The organism is Candidatus Nanosynbacter sp. TM7-057 (assembly GCF_022828295.1).
Lineage (GTDB): Bacteria > Patescibacteriota > Saccharimonadia > Saccharimonadales > Saccharimonadaceae > Nanosynbacter.
Genome location: NZ_JAJQJT010000001.1, coordinates 50,684 through 65,234, shown reverse-complemented (window position 1 = coordinate 65,234; position 14,551 = coordinate 50,684). Strand labels below are relative to the sequence as shown.

Genomic DNA, 14,551 nt, shown 5'->3' with positions numbered 1-14,551 from the left:
TATGAGTAAGAAAGACGATAAAAAACTAATTGTTAATATGATTTCTGAGAGCGAATTCACCGTTCAGGGTCATGGTGTGCATACGGCTTATAAGGAGATTACGGACGCGCTGCGTAAAAGAAAAGATATTGATATTGAAGTAAATTCTGATCGTCCTGCTGACATTGTTCATATTCAGACTATGGGTTTGTATTCGTTTCGGCATTTGATGAAAAAAAGTGGCAAGAAAGTTGTTTCTGCTCACGTTGTGCCGGATAGTTTTATCGGTTCGATTAAAGGTGCGAAATATTGGAAGTCTTTAGGTCGAGCGTGGCTGAAATTCTTTTATAAAAAGGCTGATTTGGTTTTGGCCTGCTCTGGTATGGTTGCTGATGAATTGATAAATGACATGCACGTGCCAAAGACGAAAGTTCTTTACAATACGATAAATATGTCGAGATATAAGCATTCTGCTGCGGAGAAAAAGTCGGCTCGGAAGAAGCTTGGCTTGAAGGATGATGATTTTGTAGTTATGGGAAATGGTCAAGTCCAGCCGCGAAAACGTTTGGATATTTTAATAAAAGCTGCCAAAGAAATGCCAGATGTAAAGTTTTTCTGGGTGGGAGGAATTCCGTTTAAGAATTTGGGCGCGGATTATAACGCCATGCAAAATATGATAAAAAATGCGCCGAATAATCTCACTGTAACTGGTGTGATACCTTTGGAGAGTGTTCGTGACTATTATGTCGCTGCCGACGTTTTTGTTTTGCCAGCTATGCAGGAAAATCACCCTATGTGTGTTTTGGAAGCAGCTGGCGCTGGACTGCCGATTATTTTACGCGACATTCCGCAGTACAATGACACGTTTAAGGGCGACGCTGTTATGGCAAAAACGGACGATGAGTTCTTGGAGTTGATCAGTAAATTGCGCAAAAATAAGAAAGCCTATAAGAAAGCGCAACTTGGTGCTGAGAAAATTGCTGAGCGTTTTGATAGCAGTGCGGGCGCCGAGCGATTAGTCGAATTTTATCGATCGCTGATATAAATGGTATAATGAGGACATTATGAGGATAGGACTTTTTACGGACAGCTACAGGCCGTCCATTAACGGTATCGTTTATGTTGTTGAATCATTAAAGCGCGAGCTGGAAGCTTTGGGACATGAGGTTTATGTTTTTTGCCCGGCAAAGTCTATTAGTCCGTCCAAGCAAGCCGAACTTCTCCACGAAGATGAGAATAGCCGAATAATTCGTTTCCGCTCAATTACGGGCGCGTTCTTTGATGATTACGACACGTCGGTGTTCTTCCCTCCTGTGGTGCAGCGCCAAATTGCTAATATGCATCTGGACGTCGTTCATATTTTTACGCCGTCGCAAATTGGACTATTGGGCGTGAAGGTAGCGAAGAAAAATAAAATTCCTTTGATTATTCAGCATTGTACGGATCTATATGAATTTGTCGATCATTATCCTGCGGTTTTGCCGGGAGTTTTGGCGTTGGCGGGAGTAGTTTTTCCATTGTCGGTGAAATTGAACGGACAAGATTTGCTGGAAGTTGCTAAGCTTTATCGCCCGCGTAGTGGCGTAACGAAATGGAATAAAGACATAATTGAGCGTGTTATTACTATTTTATACAGCAAGGCGGATGCGGTGATTGCCCTGTCGCGTAAAAGTCGTGATCAATTGGAATCTTGGCAAACTGAAGATTATGCGTACGATGTTACTTTAATGCCAAACGGCGTGAATGCTCTTCCGCGGGCGAGCGCGAAACGAGTCGCAGAGTTCCGCGAGCAATGGGGTCTTGATGAAAAAGATGAAGTGTTTGGATTTGTTGGACGTTTGGGCGAGGAAAAGAATTTGCCAATTTTGATTCAGGCGTTTAGCGAGTTTATCGCCGAAGCTCGTCCGAAATCAAAACTGTTGTTTGTTGGCGATTTTGAATATCGAAAGACTTTGGAAAAAATGGCAGCTGATACGGATTTTGCGGATAGGATTATCTTTACTGGTGCCATGCCGCGAGAAGATTTGGGCGTGGCGTATAAAGTGATGAACGTGTTTACTTTTCCTTCGCTCAAAGATACGCAGGGCTGGGTGCTTCACGAAGCTGCTCACGCTGGAAAGCCGATTGTTATTATTGACAAGGAAGTTTCAGAGGTCGTGAAAGACGGAGTTAATGGCTATTTTGCAGAAAATAATCCAGAAAGCGTAGCAGAAAAAGTAATTGCAATTCTAAAAAGTCCGAAAAAACAAGCAGAATTTAGTGCTGAAAGTAAAAAATTAGCCAATAAGTTTACGGAGCGAAGTCAAGTGAAGAAGCTTGAAAAGCTCTATCAAAAGCTAATTGACGCGCGCGAAAATCAATAAATCTCAGGCTGAATTTGTAATCGGTACGATTATCTATTAGAGATAAGTCGCCTGGTTTCTCGGTCTTGGTCGCGGCGTTTGATGGTTTGGCGCTTGTCGTAATTTTTCTTACCTTTTCCGAGCGCGATTACAACTTTAATAAATTTTCCATTGGTCAACAATTTGGTTGGGACAATTGTCATTCCCTGTTTTTTGGCTTCTGTAAAATTGGACAATTGTTTTTTACTTACCAATAATTTCCGCGCCGAAGTATCGACTGAACGACTATTTGCTTCTCCGCGAACGTTTAATCGCAGTGAAAAGCTGGCGTTATTTAGCCACAATTCGCCATTTCTTAAGCTAACAAATGAGCCTTTAAGCTGGACGTGACCTTCTCTGGCGGCTCGTACTTCCATTCCAGTTAAAACCAAGCCGGCAACGATTTCTTCGCCAAGTTCATAATCAAACCGTGCGCGACGATTGACGATATTTTGCGTAGCTGGTTTTTTGGCTTTTAGCTTCGACATGGATTATATTATAGCAAAACTTAACGCGACAGTATATTTAGGCTAGTTTGGTGCGGCTGAAATATGACTTATGTTACAATATCTCAAGCATGATAGCCGACATTCACATTACTGAAAAAAGTTTTGGCGATAAGACGTTAATGAAAGACGTCAAGTTTAGTGTGGACGATGGTGAGAAAGTCGGCGTGGTTGGTCGTAACGGCGTTGGTAAGTCGACACTTTTTGGAATATTGGCGGGCACAGATAACGATTATACGGGAGAAGTTGTTTTTCGGCGCGGCATTACAATAGCAACTACAGCTCAGGAACATCATGGTTTGGGTGAGCAGACGGTCATGGTGTACATTCTTAGTGGACTTCCGGAATATTCCAAGCTAAAGAAGATTATCGATGAATATCCACTAACCATGGGCGACAATATGCGAAAAATTGAGGAATATACGCAAGCTCTGGAGCGATTTGATCAAAAAGGATTTTATCAAGTCGAAGAAAAAATTGAGCGAGAGCTGAGCAATTTTCAATTAGACGGTTATGGTGATCGGAAGATTTCTTCCCTGTCTGGCGGTCAAAAAAGGCTGGTGGAAATTGTTAAAATTATGCACTCGGAGGCGCATTTGGCGCTAATTGACGAGCCGACAAACCACATGGATTATGTGGCGAAACAGCAGTTTATTGACTGGATGAATTCCCAGCCACATCAAGCGATGCTAATCATTACGCATGATCGCGATGTTCTTGGGCAAGTTGATCGAATAGTTGAGATTAAGGACGGTCAAGCCGTGAGTTATCGTGGAAATTATGATGCGTATTTGAAGCAGAACGCGCAAGCCACGACGGCTGGAATGAATAATTTTGAGCAGATTGAGAAGCGAATTGTTAACCTGAAACAAAAAGTTTTGGACTATCAAAGACTTAAGGAAAAGTCGCGTAATCCCGGCACGATTCAGAAATTTAAGCGACTGGAGAATGAGGCGCGAGCGGAGCTGGCGGAATTGTCGGAAATGGAAAAGCCGACGTTTTGGATTGACAAAGAATCTGCTAGTCAATTGGATTATAAATCGGCCGAGCGTTACGGAAAATTCAAGTCGCGTAATATTCGCCTGAGTATGAAAGACGCTTCCAGTCGCAGCCAGCACGTGTTGGTTCGTGCGGAAAATGTGGCGGTTGGGATTGGTGAGCGGATATTGTTTGAGGACGTGAATATTGATTTGCGCGAAGGTGAAGCGATTGAAATTAGAGGTCGTAATGGCGCTGGTAAGACTACGCTGATTCGGATGATTTTGGCGTCGGGCAAGAGTTTTGACGGCGGTCCTATTCTTTATTCTGGCGATATTTTCCTTGATCCGCAGGTTCGAATTGGTGTTTATGAGCAGGAAATTGACGAGCGATATTTGTCTGATCCGCTAGAAAAAGCGATTGAAAAATTGTATATGAGTCGCGATTTGTCGATTTCTGATACGAAAATTCGGCAACTTTTGGCTGACTATTTGTTCACGGACGCCGATCGGATGACGCCGCTGGCTCGCTTGTCTGGCGGTCAAAAAGCTCGCTTTCAGATTATTTCCATGCTGGCGAACAACCCGCAACTGTTAGTTCTGGACGAGCCGACGAATCATTTGGATTTGCCGAGCATCGAAGAGCTGGAAACGGCGTTGGCCAAGTATTCCGGTGCGATTCTTTACGTCAGTCACGATAATTATTTCCGCGAAAAACTTGGCGGCAAAGTTGTGCAAATTGGCGCAGAATAAAAATTTTCCGCCAGAATTTGACGGAAAATCTTGAATCGTTTTAAGAAAATTAGTCGGACAATAAGCCGTTTTTTCGTAGCAAATCTTGTAGTTTCGGTCGATCAAAACCAAGCACTAATTCCCCGTTAATATCCGTTACTGGCACGCCTTGGAAATTGCCGCCATTTTTATTTAGCAACTCCTCTTTTGCGCCAGGATCAGCCTCGATATCTTTGGAAACAAAGTCAATTCCCAGCTTCTTCAGCCATTCCATTTCCGTGTGGCAAAACGCACACCAGCTAGTGTTGTACACGACAACTTTTGTGTCTTGATGGTTGTTCGTTGTGTCTTCGCTCATATATTCCCCTATTTAATAACACTTCCAATTATAGCATAACGGTTACGTCTATTTAGAATTCTTCGACGTCAAATGCCAATTTTTGCACCATTCGCAGTGATATATATCAATCGACAAATTCGGGTTTGCTAATTCTTGGATTTCTGCTGCTTGGCGGGCCTTTATCTCTGTTGAGAAGCGACGTTTTTTCTGGCAATTAGCCAACCCTGAAATTGACATCAATGATGTTTTTTGGCTTTTTTGACTATTTTTTGAATAATTTCGTCGCGGCATCTTGCAAAATAGTATAACAGATTGATATAGTGGAAAGTAATGGTAAAAGAAACTGACATTTCGGCTAATGATACAGGCGATTCTGGCGCGATGATGATCTTGGCAAGGACGATGATTGGTACAATGTGGCGAATGTTTTTGCCAACAATTGGCTTAACTTTGTTGGGGTTGTGGCTGGATAATGTCAGCGGAATGAAGATGAGATGGTTACTTGCTGGAATTATTTCTGGCGCGATTATCTCAGTGATTCTCGTAGCTTTGCAAATTGCTAAAATTAAACAGCAGGAGTTGAAGAAATGATTGATTATATGGCAAGCGCTGGTCCGCATATTTCAGTAAAGGTTGACGAAGTTTTCAATGTCGCTGGCGTATCTATTACGAATTCACACTTGATGGGATTCTTGGGATTGATCGTACTGGTGTGGGCAATGTTCCGTACTCGTGCGGCGGTTTTAGGTAAAAAGAAGCATAATTTTATTACAAGACTAATTCAGTGGACGTTCGACGGACTTTATAATACAGTTTGCCAAGTCATTCCGGACCGAAAATGGGCGCGTAAAGTTGCTCCGCTCTGTATTACGTTGTTTTTCTTTATCGTTGCGCAGTATTGGCTGGGGCTTTTGCCGATCGTTGGTCCAATTACAATCGGTGAGCATCACACTCCGCTGTTTCGCGGTGGCGTGGCAGATCTTAATATGACTTTCGGCTTGGCAATTGTAACGATTGTTGCGGCGCAGATTTACGCGTTTAAGTATTTGGGCTTTAAGGGTAATTTAGGGCGATATTTCATCAACCCGCTGCGTGATCCAATTATGTCATTTGTTGGCATTCTGGAATTGGTGGCTGAGTTCTCGCGAATGCTGGGACTAAGTTTCCGTTTGTTTGGTAATGTTTTGGCTGGCGAAATTCTCTTGGCAATCATCGCTTATATGACGAAGTTTTTGTCGCCCGTAGCTCTGCAGCCGTTCTATTTCTTCGAGCTATTCATCGGCGGTATTCAGGCGTATATTTTCTTTATGCTATCAACTGTGTTTATTTCCCTGGGGCTGGCTCACCATGATTCGCACGAGCCAATTGATGAAGTTCACTCCTCTGTTGAAACTAATAAATTAGCGACATCAGAGAGTGATTAAATTAGGTAATAATTAATTAAAAGGAGAATATTAACCATGGAAGCATTAGCATTCACACTTACCTACGCAATCCCAGCAGCATTTGCAGCAATCGGTGCCGCAATCGTTGGTGCAGCAGCTATGAACGCAGCTGGTCGTAATCCAGAAAAAATCAACGACCTACGCACAATGATGATCTTGGGTATTTCATTCATCGACGCTATTGCTATTATCGGTTTCGTCGCAGCAATCGTCGGCAAAGTTATGTAGTTTTCGGGAGTAAATTGTGGAGAAAATATTAACACAATTTGCCAATTCTGGCGCATCGGAAAAAGCTGGTTTGTTTGATTCGCTGGGTATTGATTGGGCGCTGTTGGCGTTTCAGACGGTAGCATTTTTAATCTTGCTATTTGTTCTTCGCAAGTTTGTCTATCCGCCAATGATGAAAATGCTCGTCAAGCGAGAAAAAGACCTGAAAGCGGCTGATGCGGCGGCAAAATCTGCCAAGGAAAATGCCGATCGAGCTGAAGAAATGACCGCCGAAATGATGCGAAAAGCGCGAGCGCAAGCTAGCGACATCGTGGCGTCTGCTCGAGAAGAAGCGACCGAAGTCGTTGAAGAAGCGGCTAAAAAAGCGACTGCCAAATCTGAAGCTTTGATTAAAGAAGCGCATAATACGATTGCTCAAGAAATTGAAAACGCTAAGAAAGACCTGCACAATTCGACATTAGAGTTGGTGGCTGAAGCAACTGGCAAGGTTTTGGGCGAGAAAATTGATGCGAAGAAAGATACAAAGCTGATTTCGGAAGCGCTTGAGGAGGCTGAATAGATGAGATTAGTGTCCAGGAAAAAGTTGGCAAAGTACGCAGCTGAACAAATTTTAGCTGGCAATGACGCGGTGTTGGAAGAAATTGCTGGTCTTTTGATTTACGAAAAGCACGAACGTGAAGTTGATTTGTTGGTGCGAGATATTGAGGCTGAGTTGGCTGAGCGTGGTGAAATTGTAGCGTCGGTCGAGAGTGCGAGAGCGCTTGACGACAGTACAAGGCGTAAAATAGAACAATTTCTGGCGGCTGCGGCGAGCGATAAAAATAGCAAGCCAAAAGTGTCGCTAAGAGAATCAATTGACCCGACGTTGATTGGTGGATTTAAGCTACAAACGCCGACCGCAACACTGGACGCAACGGTTTCGAAGAAGTTAAACGACTTGCGGGCGAAGAAAATCTAGGAGGAAAAATGAGCAAGATTGATGTGACAGAATTAGCCAAAAGCCTGCGGGAAAAAATCGCGCAGCTGGAGGCGACGGAAGGTTTGGAAGATGCTGGCGTGGTTATTCGCGTTGGTGACGGCGTGGCTTGGGTGCACGGCTTAAGTAGTGCTGGCTATAGTGAAGTGCTAGAGATCGAAACTGATGGCGGAACGGTTGAAGCGTTTGCTTTGAACTTGATGGAAGATGAAATTGGTGCGGTGATTCTTGGCGGTGAAGATAAGGTCAAGGCTGGCGCCAGCGTTCGCCGTAAGGGTTCGGTGCTAGACGTTCCTGTCGGCGAAGAGCTGTTGGGGCGAGTGGTTGACCCACTAGGTCGACCTCTTGACGACGGCCCAGCAATTAAGACTAAGAAACGTGGTTTAATTGAGCGTCCTGCTATTGGCGTGATGGGTCGCAAATCGGTTCACGAACCTCTGATGACCGGCATCATGTCAATTGATGCGATGTTCCCAATCGGTCGTGGTCAGCGTGAGCTTATTATCGGCGACCGTCAAACTGGTAAGACGGCAATTGCTATTGATACGATGATTAACCAAGCTCGTCAAAAAACTGGCGTGGTGAACGTTTATGTGGCGATTGGTCAGAAATTGTCGAAGATCGCTCGATTGGTCGACCGATTGAAAGAAGAAGGCGTGATGGACCAGACTATTATCGTCGCAACCAGCCCGTCCGACGCGGCCTCCCTGCTTTACTTGGCGCCTTACGCTGGTACTGCTATGGGAGAATACTTCCGCGATAACGGCGGTCACGCATTGATGATTTATGACGATTTGACCAAGCACGCGGTGGCTTATCGACAGATGTCGCTATTGTTGCGCCGTCCACCAGGACGCGAAGCTTACCCAGGTGATGTGTTCTATTTGCACTCACGATTATTGGAACGCTCGGCCAAACTGTCAGATAAACTTGGTGCGGGAAGCTTGACGGCTCTGCCAATCATCGAAACGCAGGCCGGCGACATTTCCGCTTACATTCCGACCAACGTGATTTCTATTACCGACGGTCAGATTTTCCTAGAAACCGACTTGTTCTATCAAGGCATTCGCCCAGCCATCTCAGCCGGTCTATCAGTTTCTCGTGTTGGTGGCGCAGCTCAGACGAAAGCCGTTAAATCTGTCGGCGGAAACTTAAAGCTCGGTCTTTCTCAGTTCCGCGAATTAGCATCATTTGCTCAATTTGGCTCAGATCTTGACGACGCGACAAAAGCTCAAATTGACCGCGGTCAGCGACTCACTGAACTTCTGAAGCAGCCACAATATCAGCCAATGAGCGTCTGGGAGCAATTTGTTAGCATTCACGCGGTGACTGGCGGTATGTTTGACGATGTTCCAGTTGCAAAGATTAAGGATGCGCAGTCTGCTCTATTGACTTATCTCTGGAAAAATTCTAAAGATGCTATGCGTGAGTTGAACAAGGGCGACAAGCCTTCGGATGAGCAATTGAAATTGATTGATGAAGCTACGAAAGAAATAGCGAAAGGATTTGAGGAGTAATTCATGCCGAGCACTCGCGCGCTGAAAAATCGCATTCGTTCGGTGGACTCAACTAAGCAAATCACCAAGGCTATGCAATTGGTGGCGGCTAGTAAAATGCGTCGGGCTCAAGAGGCGGACAAAGCTTCTGCGCCGTACACAATGGCGGCGGAAGAGCTGTTGTCTTATTTGGCTAGCCAAGGCGCAACCGACAATCATCCGCTGTTCGCCAGGCGAAAGATAAATAAGCGATTGATTATCGTGGTAGCCAGCGACAAAGGTCTGGCTGGCGCATACAACACTAATGTTTTGAAGAAATATTTGGAATTGTTAAAGCGTGATGATGAACGCGGAATTGAGAACTTGACTTTGACGATTGGTCGCCGAGCTTCGCAATTCGCAACGCGTCTTAAAGATACGAAAATCATCGGTACGTATGAAGATTTGCCAGATCAGCCGTCTGGATTGACGTTCCATACGATTTTGAATACGGCAGTAAATATGTTTGAAAATGGCGAAGTTGACGCCGTTACGCTTGTCTATACGCGTTTTGTGAATAGTATGGTTCAGACTGCAGAATTAGACAGATTGTTGCCAGCAGGAACGAAAATCTTGGTTGATCCGAGTGAAGTTTCTAACACGATTTCTGACGCCAAATATGAGCCGAGTATTCCAGAAGTTTTGGACGCGGTGGCGTATCGCTTGGTTGGTGCGCGACTGTTGCAGGCGTTGCTTGACGCTCGCGCCAGTGAGCATTCTATGCGTATGATGGCGATGAAGAATGCTACGGATAATGCCAGTGATTTGGTTGATGATTTGACACTAGCTATGAACAAAGCTCGTCAAGGAGCAATTACTCAGGAGCTTGCTGAAATTTCTGGTGGCGTGGAGGCGATGGAACAATGATAAAGGAGATCTTGAAGTAAAGGAGCAATTATGAGTAAAAATGAAGGAGCTGCAATGGTTACAATTGAACAAGTGAAACAATTTCTTGCAAAGCATTTTGCATTTAAAGTTTTAGATAAGCGCATAACACCAACCTTGTATGGATGGTTGGTAAGTCTAGTCCCTGATGAGTATTACACTAGCTCCACATACCGGCCAACTATACCTGGTGAAGGTGGTCTGCAAATTGATCGAGAGACTGGTGTGTATTATAGACTTCCAGGCACAATGGCTGCTCTTGAGAGAATGAATGAACAATGCAAAAAACTAGGCATTAAGTCAATTGATGATATTCAGTCTCCAGAACACCTTCGTCAATTTGTTGATGGCTTCTTAACTGCACAAGGTAATATCACTGATAATACAACAGGAGCTGTAAATGAGTAAAACACTAGGAAAAATTATTCAGATCGTTGGCGTGGTCGTTGACGTGGAATTTCCGCGAGACGTTGAACTTCCAGCGATTTATGACGCGTTGCACGTCAAAAACGGCGATGAGAATTTGGTGTTGGAGGTAGCTCAGCACTTGGACGAGCATACCGTTCGAACAATTGCCCTGTCGTCAACGGATGGTTTGAGTCGTGGCGCAGAAGTTGTTGCGACTGGCGCTCCAATTTCCGTTCCAGTCGGCGCGGAAACTCAAGGACGAATGTTTAATGTTGTTGGTGAAGCGATTGACGAAAAGCCGCAACCAAAGGGAAAAACTGCACCAATTCACCGCCCTGCTCCAGCGCTTTCTGAGCAGTCAAATAAGACTGAAATCTTGGAAACTGGTATTAAGGTTGTTGACTTGATTGCGCCACTTGCTAAGGGTGGAAAAGCTGGCTTGTTTGCTGGTGCTGGTGTTGGTAAAACTGTTCTTATCACTGAGTTGATTAACAATATCGCTAAGTTCCATTCTGGAAACTCTGTTTTCGCCGGTGTTGGTGAGCGAACTCGTGAAGGTAACGACCTTTACTATGAGATGGAAGAGGCTGGCGTTTTGGACAAGACTTCGCTAGTCTTTGGACAAATGAACGAGCCACCTGGAGCACGTTTACGCGTGGCGTTGTCAGGCTTAGCGATGGCTGAAGCTTTCCGCGATGAAGGTAAAGATGTCTTGCTGTTTATCGACAATATTTATCGTTATACTCAGGCTGGTGCTGAGGTATCGGCTTTGCTTGGTCGTTTGCCGAGTGCGGTTGGTTATCAGCCGAACCTTCAGCAAGAAATGGGTGCCTTGCAAGAGAGAATTACCTCAACAAAGAAGGGTTCGATTACCTCTGTTCAGGCTGTCTATGTGCCAGCTGACGACTTGACCGACCCAGCTCCTGCCACGACCTTTGCTCACCTTGACGCTACAATTGTGATGAACCGTGCATTGACGGAAATCGGTATTTATCCAGCGGTTGACGTTTTGGATTCGAGCTCAAACTCGCTTGATCCAGAAATTGTCGGTGAAGAGCATTACCGCGTGGCGCGTGAGGTTCAGCGAATTTTGCAACAATACAAAGAGCTTCAAGATATCATCGCTATTTTGGGTATGGAAGAATTGTCGGACGATCAGAAGCAGATTGTTGCCCGCGCTCGTCGTATTCAGCGATTCTTGGCACAGCCGTTCCACGTGGCTGAGAAGTTTACCGGAAATCCAGGTGTTTACGTTAAATTGGAAGATACCATTCGCGACGCTTCCGACATTTTGGCTGGTAAATATGACGATAAGCCTGAAAACTGGTTCTATATGGTCCAGGGTACGCTGGCTGACCAAGTCGCTCGCGACACTGAAGCTGAATCTGCCGAGGCTAAAAAACATTCTGAAAAGAAAGCTAAATAGTCATGAAATTGTCATTAGTCACACTTGTCGGTACGAAGGTTGACGAAGAAGTTTATTCGGTGTCAATTCCGACTACTGACGGCGAAATTTCCGTTTTCCCAAGCCACGAGCCGCTAGTGACGATTGCACGGGACGGCGTAATTACCGTGCGTCGACATAAAGAAGATTCCGATAATCAGTTGGAATATTTCGCAATCTCTGGTGGTGTGGTAAAAATTGACTATTCGTCGGTGCAAATTCTGGTTGATGAAGCTGATCACGGTGACGACATCATCGAGGCAGAAACTCAGAAGGCTCTGGAGCGTGCTATTAAGGCGCGTGATGAGGCTGGTGATCAAGTTGAGCGCGAGAAAGCCAAGCAGCTTATCGATCGTCATATGGTGCGATTGAAGGTTGCTGATCTTCATAGACGTAAGCGACGACGCTAATTATATATCTGCAATACTACGAAGGAGCCTGATTATTAGGCTCCTCGTGCTATGTCTTGCTTGAGATCCTCGATTGACACTCGCGCAATATCGACAGTGTCATAGGAATATAGATTAGGAATGTCCTCTTCGTATGGCTTAATAAAGTACTCGATAATGAGTTCTGAGTCTAGCATCCGCTGACCGTCGTAATTGTATTGACCGCTCATTGAATAGGCACAACTCCCAACGTCTCGCACGAACCTAGAGATTTTTGCCGAGTCTTTGTTGGTCTGCTGAAATGTTTCGGTATCAATACACCACGGTTTAGTGCTGATAGTAAATGCAAAGTTTTTTATTTGCGCGTCATTCATTGTATACGGTTTTTCTAGGCTGTGAAAATAGTGCATAGTAGCGAATGCAGTACGGGCGATAAGCCGTGCTTTTTCTTCAGGTAGCATAGTCTCGCGGTATTCGTCGACTAGACTGTCGCAGCTCCGCACGCCTTGTATAAAATCGGTAATCACTGCCACTTCTCCATTCTCGAGGCGGATAACGCCTTTCGGCTCGAAGGTGCGAATTGCTTGAGGATGTTCTAGACTATTAATATCTCGCATCGTATCAATATCTTTCAACGCTGCGCGTGATGTAAGATATGGCTTGATTGCCCAAGGTTGGGTTGCGAGAGGTACGCCCGAGCAGTATGATGTTGCATCATAAAACCCAACTTCATTGATGCTATTGCGGCGACCTTCTGAGTAATCGTCGCGAGGATCTAACCCTATGTAAAGATAATCTAATGGCACGCCTAACTGGTTGGCGCCAAATAATGCAATATCTCCTGGATACAGTTGATCTACTTGTTCCCGTAAATCTCTCGTATCATCAATAGCGATTGGTGTTATAGATAAATATCTTTCGAGCTGACGCATAGACTATTTTATATCATAAATCACGGATATTTGCAATGGCTAGACGGACTTCGTCGGTCGTCGTAGTGTGCATCAATTTCTCCCGAAGCTCCTTTGCGCCGTCAAAATCGCGAATGTAAATCTTGAAAAAACGTTTTAGAGTTTCAAAAGGTCGCCCTAAAATCGGCTGGTAAGAATCGAACAAATCCAAGTGATAATTAAGAAGCGTCAACAGTTCTTCTTTATGATTATCTGCGTCAGTTTTCGATTCACGGAAGCAAAACGGATCACTAAAAACGCCTCGCCCGATCATAATTCCATTCACGCCGGGATGTTTTCCGGTAATTTCCAACCCATGCTCTCGATCTCGAATGTCGCCGTTGATAGTCAGGAATGTTTGTGGGGCAATTTCATCGCGCAGCTTAACGATCTCGTCAATCAATTCATAATGCGCTGAGACTTTACTCATCTCTTTTTTGGTGCGCAGATGAATTGTCAAGTTCACGATGTCTTGTTTGAGAATTGTCGTCAGCCACTCGCGCCATTCATCGACGTAAGTATAGCCCAGCCGAGTTTTTACACTAACAGGCAATCCAGATTTTTTGGCGGCGTCAATTGCGGCTATCGCTATGTCGGGTCGACGAATCAGAGCCGCACCACCGCTTTTAATGGCGGATTTGGCGGGACAACCCATATTGATATCAATTCCGTGAAAACCAAGTTCCGCGCAGTGCTTCGCGAAAGCTTCCATATCCCCTGGCTCGCCGCCCCAGATTTGCGCAATCAGCGGCTGCTCATCGTCGGTTTTAATTAGTCGCCCAGCTATGGCCTTATCGCCAGCGTGAACCCAGCCGGTAGCATTTGCGAACTCGGTGAAAAATATATCTGGTGCGCCAGCCTGTTTCACGACATGACGAAACACGACGTCAGTGACGGCTTCCATTGGTGCCAGTATGAAAAATGGCCGCGGTAAATCATTCCAAAACGATGTCATCTCTGTTATTTTATCACAAAAAGGAGAAAACCCCTCACTCTCGCCTTTGAGAATGAGGGGGATGGCGGGCTCAAGCGGTTCTGCTCGGAGTAATTCTCAACGGTGAGAAAAACTGCCACGAGTGAATCTCGCGAGCCCAAGAATGGGGGGGAAGCAAAACGCCTTTGTCTTACTTCCCAGCGGACATGGAGGGAGTCGAACCCCCGTCCTCTTTCTCATGCGAGATAGAGGGATTCCGATCTAACATGTCCTTTGATTCTTTTCCGGACTACCGGCTGGGGAATCACGCCAGGAGCGGACGGACGCTCTTGTGCTAACGCTAAGTTAGCTTTTTCGTAGATTAAAATCTGCGACCGTCAGTTAGGATGGCTCAAAATCTAGTTAGAAGACTTGAGCTCTCCCTTCTGGGCAGCTCGAGCAT

18 protein-coding genes and 1 tRNA gene are annotated in these 14,551 nt (G+C 45.1%); 13 read left to right on the top strand and 6 right to left on the bottom strand.

The features are described from left to right. Window position 1 precedes the first annotated feature (1 nt). Together LRM45_RS00355 and LRM45_RS00350 are read left to right on the top strand one after the other, a co-directional pair. Entirely contained in the window at window positions 2-1,024 is a 1,023-nt protein-coding gene (locus tag LRM45_RS00355) for a glycosyltransferase family 4 protein (protein WP_243826286.1), read from the top strand. 19 nt (window positions 1,025-1,043) lie between these two features. Then, the gene (locus tag LRM45_RS00350) at window positions 1,044-2,342 is read left to right on the top strand and encodes a glycosyltransferase (protein ID WP_243826285.1); all 1,299 of its coding nucleotides are present in this window, start codon (window positions 1,044-1,046) and stop codon (window positions 2,340-2,342) included. A 29-nt stretch (window positions 2,343-2,371) separates the two neighbouring features. On the opposite strand, the gene smpB is transcribed toward LRM45_RS00350, so the two are convergent. Next, window positions 2,372-2,848 (bottom strand): SsrA-binding protein SmpB, encoded by a 477-nt coding sequence (smpB, locus tag LRM45_RS00345; protein WP_243826284.1) that lies wholly within the window; start codon window positions 2,846-2,848, stop codon window positions 2,372-2,374. An 89-nt stretch (window positions 2,849-2,937) separates the two neighbouring features. Between smpB and LRM45_RS00340 the strand changes: the two genes are divergently transcribed. Next, on the top strand, window positions 2,938-4,596 hold the full coding sequence (locus LRM45_RS00340) for an ABC-F family ATP-binding cassette domain-containing protein (protein ID WP_243826283.1): 1,659 nt from the start codon (window positions 2,938-2,940) through the stop codon (window positions 4,594-4,596). Window positions 4,597-4,645: 49 nt separating this feature from the next. Here the strand turns inward: LRM45_RS00340 and LRM45_RS00335 are convergent, their stop codons facing one another. Both LRM45_RS00335 and LRM45_RS00330 read right to left on the bottom strand, forming a co-directional pair. Beyond that, complete coding sequence (locus LRM45_RS00335) at window positions 4,646-4,933, bottom strand: glutaredoxin family protein (protein WP_129632750.1); 288 nt, start codon at window positions 4,931-4,933, stop codon at window positions 4,646-4,648. A 48-nt stretch (window positions 4,934-4,981) separates the two neighbouring features. Next, window positions 4,982-5,206 (bottom strand): hypothetical protein, encoded by a 225-nt coding sequence (locus LRM45_RS00330; protein WP_129637302.1) that lies wholly within the window; start codon window positions 5,204-5,206, stop codon window positions 4,982-4,984. A gap of 39 nt (window positions 5,207-5,245) precedes the next feature. Here LRM45_RS00330 and LRM45_RS00325 point away from each other — a divergent pair, with 39 nt between their 5' ends. Genes LRM45_RS00325 through atpC form a run of 10 tightly spaced genes read left to right on the top strand, consistent with a single transcriptional unit; the run spans window position 5,246 to window position 12,246 of the window. After that, window positions 5,246-5,506 (top strand): hypothetical protein, encoded by a 261-nt coding sequence (locus LRM45_RS00325; protein WP_129743885.1) that lies wholly within the window; start codon window positions 5,246-5,248, stop codon window positions 5,504-5,506. Continuing rightward, on the top strand, window positions 5,503-6,339 hold the full coding sequence (locus tag LRM45_RS00320) for a F0F1 ATP synthase subunit A (protein ID WP_243826282.1): 837 nt from the start codon (window positions 5,503-5,505) through the stop codon (window positions 6,337-6,339). The genes LRM45_RS00325 and LRM45_RS00320 overlap by 4 nt, the downstream gene beginning before the upstream one ends. Window positions 6,340-6,375: 36 nt before the next feature. Next, window positions 6,376-6,588, top strand: a complete 213-nt coding sequence (locus LRM45_RS00315; RefSeq protein WP_129637300.1) for a H(+)-transporting ATPase — start codon at window positions 6,376-6,378, stop codon at window positions 6,586-6,588. Window positions 6,589-6,604: 16 nt separating this feature from the next. Continuing rightward, a complete protein-coding gene (gene atpF, locus LRM45_RS00310) occupies window positions 6,605-7,147 on the top strand; it encodes a F0F1 ATP synthase subunit B (protein WP_243826281.1) in 543 nt (180 codons plus the stop codon). Continuing rightward, complete coding sequence (locus tag LRM45_RS00305) at window positions 7,148-7,546, top strand: F0F1 ATP synthase subunit delta (RefSeq protein WP_146422298.1); 399 nt, start codon at window positions 7,148-7,150, stop codon at window positions 7,544-7,546. Between the two features lie 8 nt (window positions 7,547-7,554). Beyond that, entirely contained in the window at window positions 7,555-9,081 is a 1,527-nt protein-coding gene (gene atpA, locus LRM45_RS00300) for a F0F1 ATP synthase subunit alpha (RefSeq protein ID WP_243826280.1), read from the top strand. A gap of 3 nt (window positions 9,082-9,084) precedes the next feature. Further along, complete coding sequence (gene atpG, locus LRM45_RS00295; RefSeq protein WP_146422300.1) at window positions 9,085-9,966, top strand: ATP synthase F1 subunit gamma; 882 nt, start codon at window positions 9,085-9,087, stop codon at window positions 9,964-9,966. Between the two features lie 30 nt (window positions 9,967-9,996). Further along, complete coding sequence (locus tag LRM45_RS00290) at window positions 9,997-10,392, top strand: hypothetical protein (RefSeq protein ID WP_129745556.1); 396 nt, start codon at window positions 9,997-9,999, stop codon at window positions 10,390-10,392. After that, a complete protein-coding gene (gene atpD, locus LRM45_RS00285; RefSeq protein ID WP_243826279.1) occupies window positions 10,385-11,818 on the top strand; it encodes a F0F1 ATP synthase subunit beta in 1,434 nt (477 codons plus the stop codon). The genes LRM45_RS00290 and atpD overlap by 8 nt, the downstream gene beginning before the upstream one ends. A gap of 2 nt (window positions 11,819-11,820) precedes the next feature. Continuing rightward, window positions 11,821-12,246, top strand: coding sequence for an ATP synthase F1 subunit epsilon (atpC, locus tag LRM45_RS00280; protein ID WP_129632721.1), 426 nt, complete (start codon window positions 11,821-11,823; stop codon window positions 12,244-12,246). A gap of 35 nt (window positions 12,247-12,281) precedes the next feature. Here the strand turns inward: atpC and LRM45_RS00275 are convergent, their stop codons facing one another. From LRM45_RS00275 to LRM45_RS00265, 3 genes are all read right to left on the bottom strand, one after another. After that, window positions 12,282-13,157: a protein kinase family protein gene (locus tag LRM45_RS00275; protein WP_243826278.1), complete on the bottom strand. Its 876-nt coding sequence runs from the start codon at window positions 13,155-13,157 to the stop codon at window positions 12,282-12,284. A gap of 13 nt (window positions 13,158-13,170) precedes the next feature. Next, a complete protein-coding gene (locus tag LRM45_RS00270) occupies window positions 13,171-14,079 on the bottom strand; it encodes a tRNA dihydrouridine synthase (protein ID WP_243826277.1) in 909 nt (302 codons plus the stop codon). A 231-nt stretch (window positions 14,080-14,310) separates the two neighbouring features. After that, window positions 14,311-14,381 (bottom strand) — tRNA-His (locus LRM45_RS00265). Window positions 14,382-14,551: the final 170 nt, after the last annotated feature.

Coding starts and splice junctions, on each gene's coding strand:
- LRM45_RS00355 (WP_243826286.1), top strand. CDS start 2: ATGAGTAAGAAAGACGATAAAAAACTAATTGTTAATATGATTTCTGAG.
- LRM45_RS00350 (WP_243826285.1), top strand. CDS start 1,044: ATGAGGATAGGACTTTTTACGGACAGCTACAGGCCGTCCATTAACGGT.
- smpB (WP_243826284.1), bottom strand. CDS start 2,848: ATGTCGAAGCTAAAAGCCAAAAAACCAGCTACGCAAAATATCGTCAAT.
- LRM45_RS00340 (WP_243826283.1), top strand. CDS start 2,938: ATGATAGCCGACATTCACATTACTGAAAAAAGTTTTGGCGATAAGACG.
- LRM45_RS00335 (WP_129632750.1), bottom strand. CDS start 4,933: ATGAGCGAAGACACAACGAACAACCATCAAGACACAAAAGTTGTCGTG.
- LRM45_RS00330 (WP_129637302.1), bottom strand. CDS start 5,206: ATGCCGCGACGAAATTATTCAAAAAATAGTCAAAAAAGCCAAAAAACA.
- LRM45_RS00325 (WP_129743885.1), top strand. CDS start 5,246: ATGGTAAAAGAAACTGACATTTCGGCTAATGATACAGGCGATTCTGGC.
- LRM45_RS00320 (WP_243826282.1), top strand. CDS start 5,503: ATGATTGATTATATGGCAAGCGCTGGTCCGCATATTTCAGTAAAGGTT.
- LRM45_RS00315 (WP_129637300.1), top strand. CDS start 6,376: ATGGAAGCATTAGCATTCACACTTACCTACGCAATCCCAGCAGCATTT.
- LRM45_RS00305 (WP_146422298.1), top strand. CDS start 7,148: ATGAGATTAGTGTCCAGGAAAAAGTTGGCAAAGTACGCAGCTGAACAA.
- atpA (WP_243826280.1), top strand. CDS start 7,555: ATGAGCAAGATTGATGTGACAGAATTAGCCAAAAGCCTGCGGGAAAAA.
- atpG (WP_146422300.1), top strand. CDS start 9,085: ATGCCGAGCACTCGCGCGCTGAAAAATCGCATTCGTTCGGTGGACTCA.
- LRM45_RS00290 (WP_129745556.1), top strand. CDS start 9,997: ATGAGTAAAAATGAAGGAGCTGCAATGGTTACAATTGAACAAGTGAAA.
- atpD (WP_243826279.1), top strand. CDS start 10,385: ATGAGTAAAACACTAGGAAAAATTATTCAGATCGTTGGCGTGGTCGTT.
- atpC (WP_129632721.1), top strand. CDS start 11,821: ATGAAATTGTCATTAGTCACACTTGTCGGTACGAAGGTTGACGAAGAA.
- LRM45_RS00275 (WP_243826278.1), bottom strand. CDS start 13,157: ATGCGTCAGCTCGAAAGATATTTATCTATAACACCAATCGCTATTGAT.
- LRM45_RS00270 (WP_243826277.1), bottom strand. CDS start 14,079: ATGGAAGCCGTCACTGACGTCGTGTTTCGTCATGTCGTGAAACAGGCT.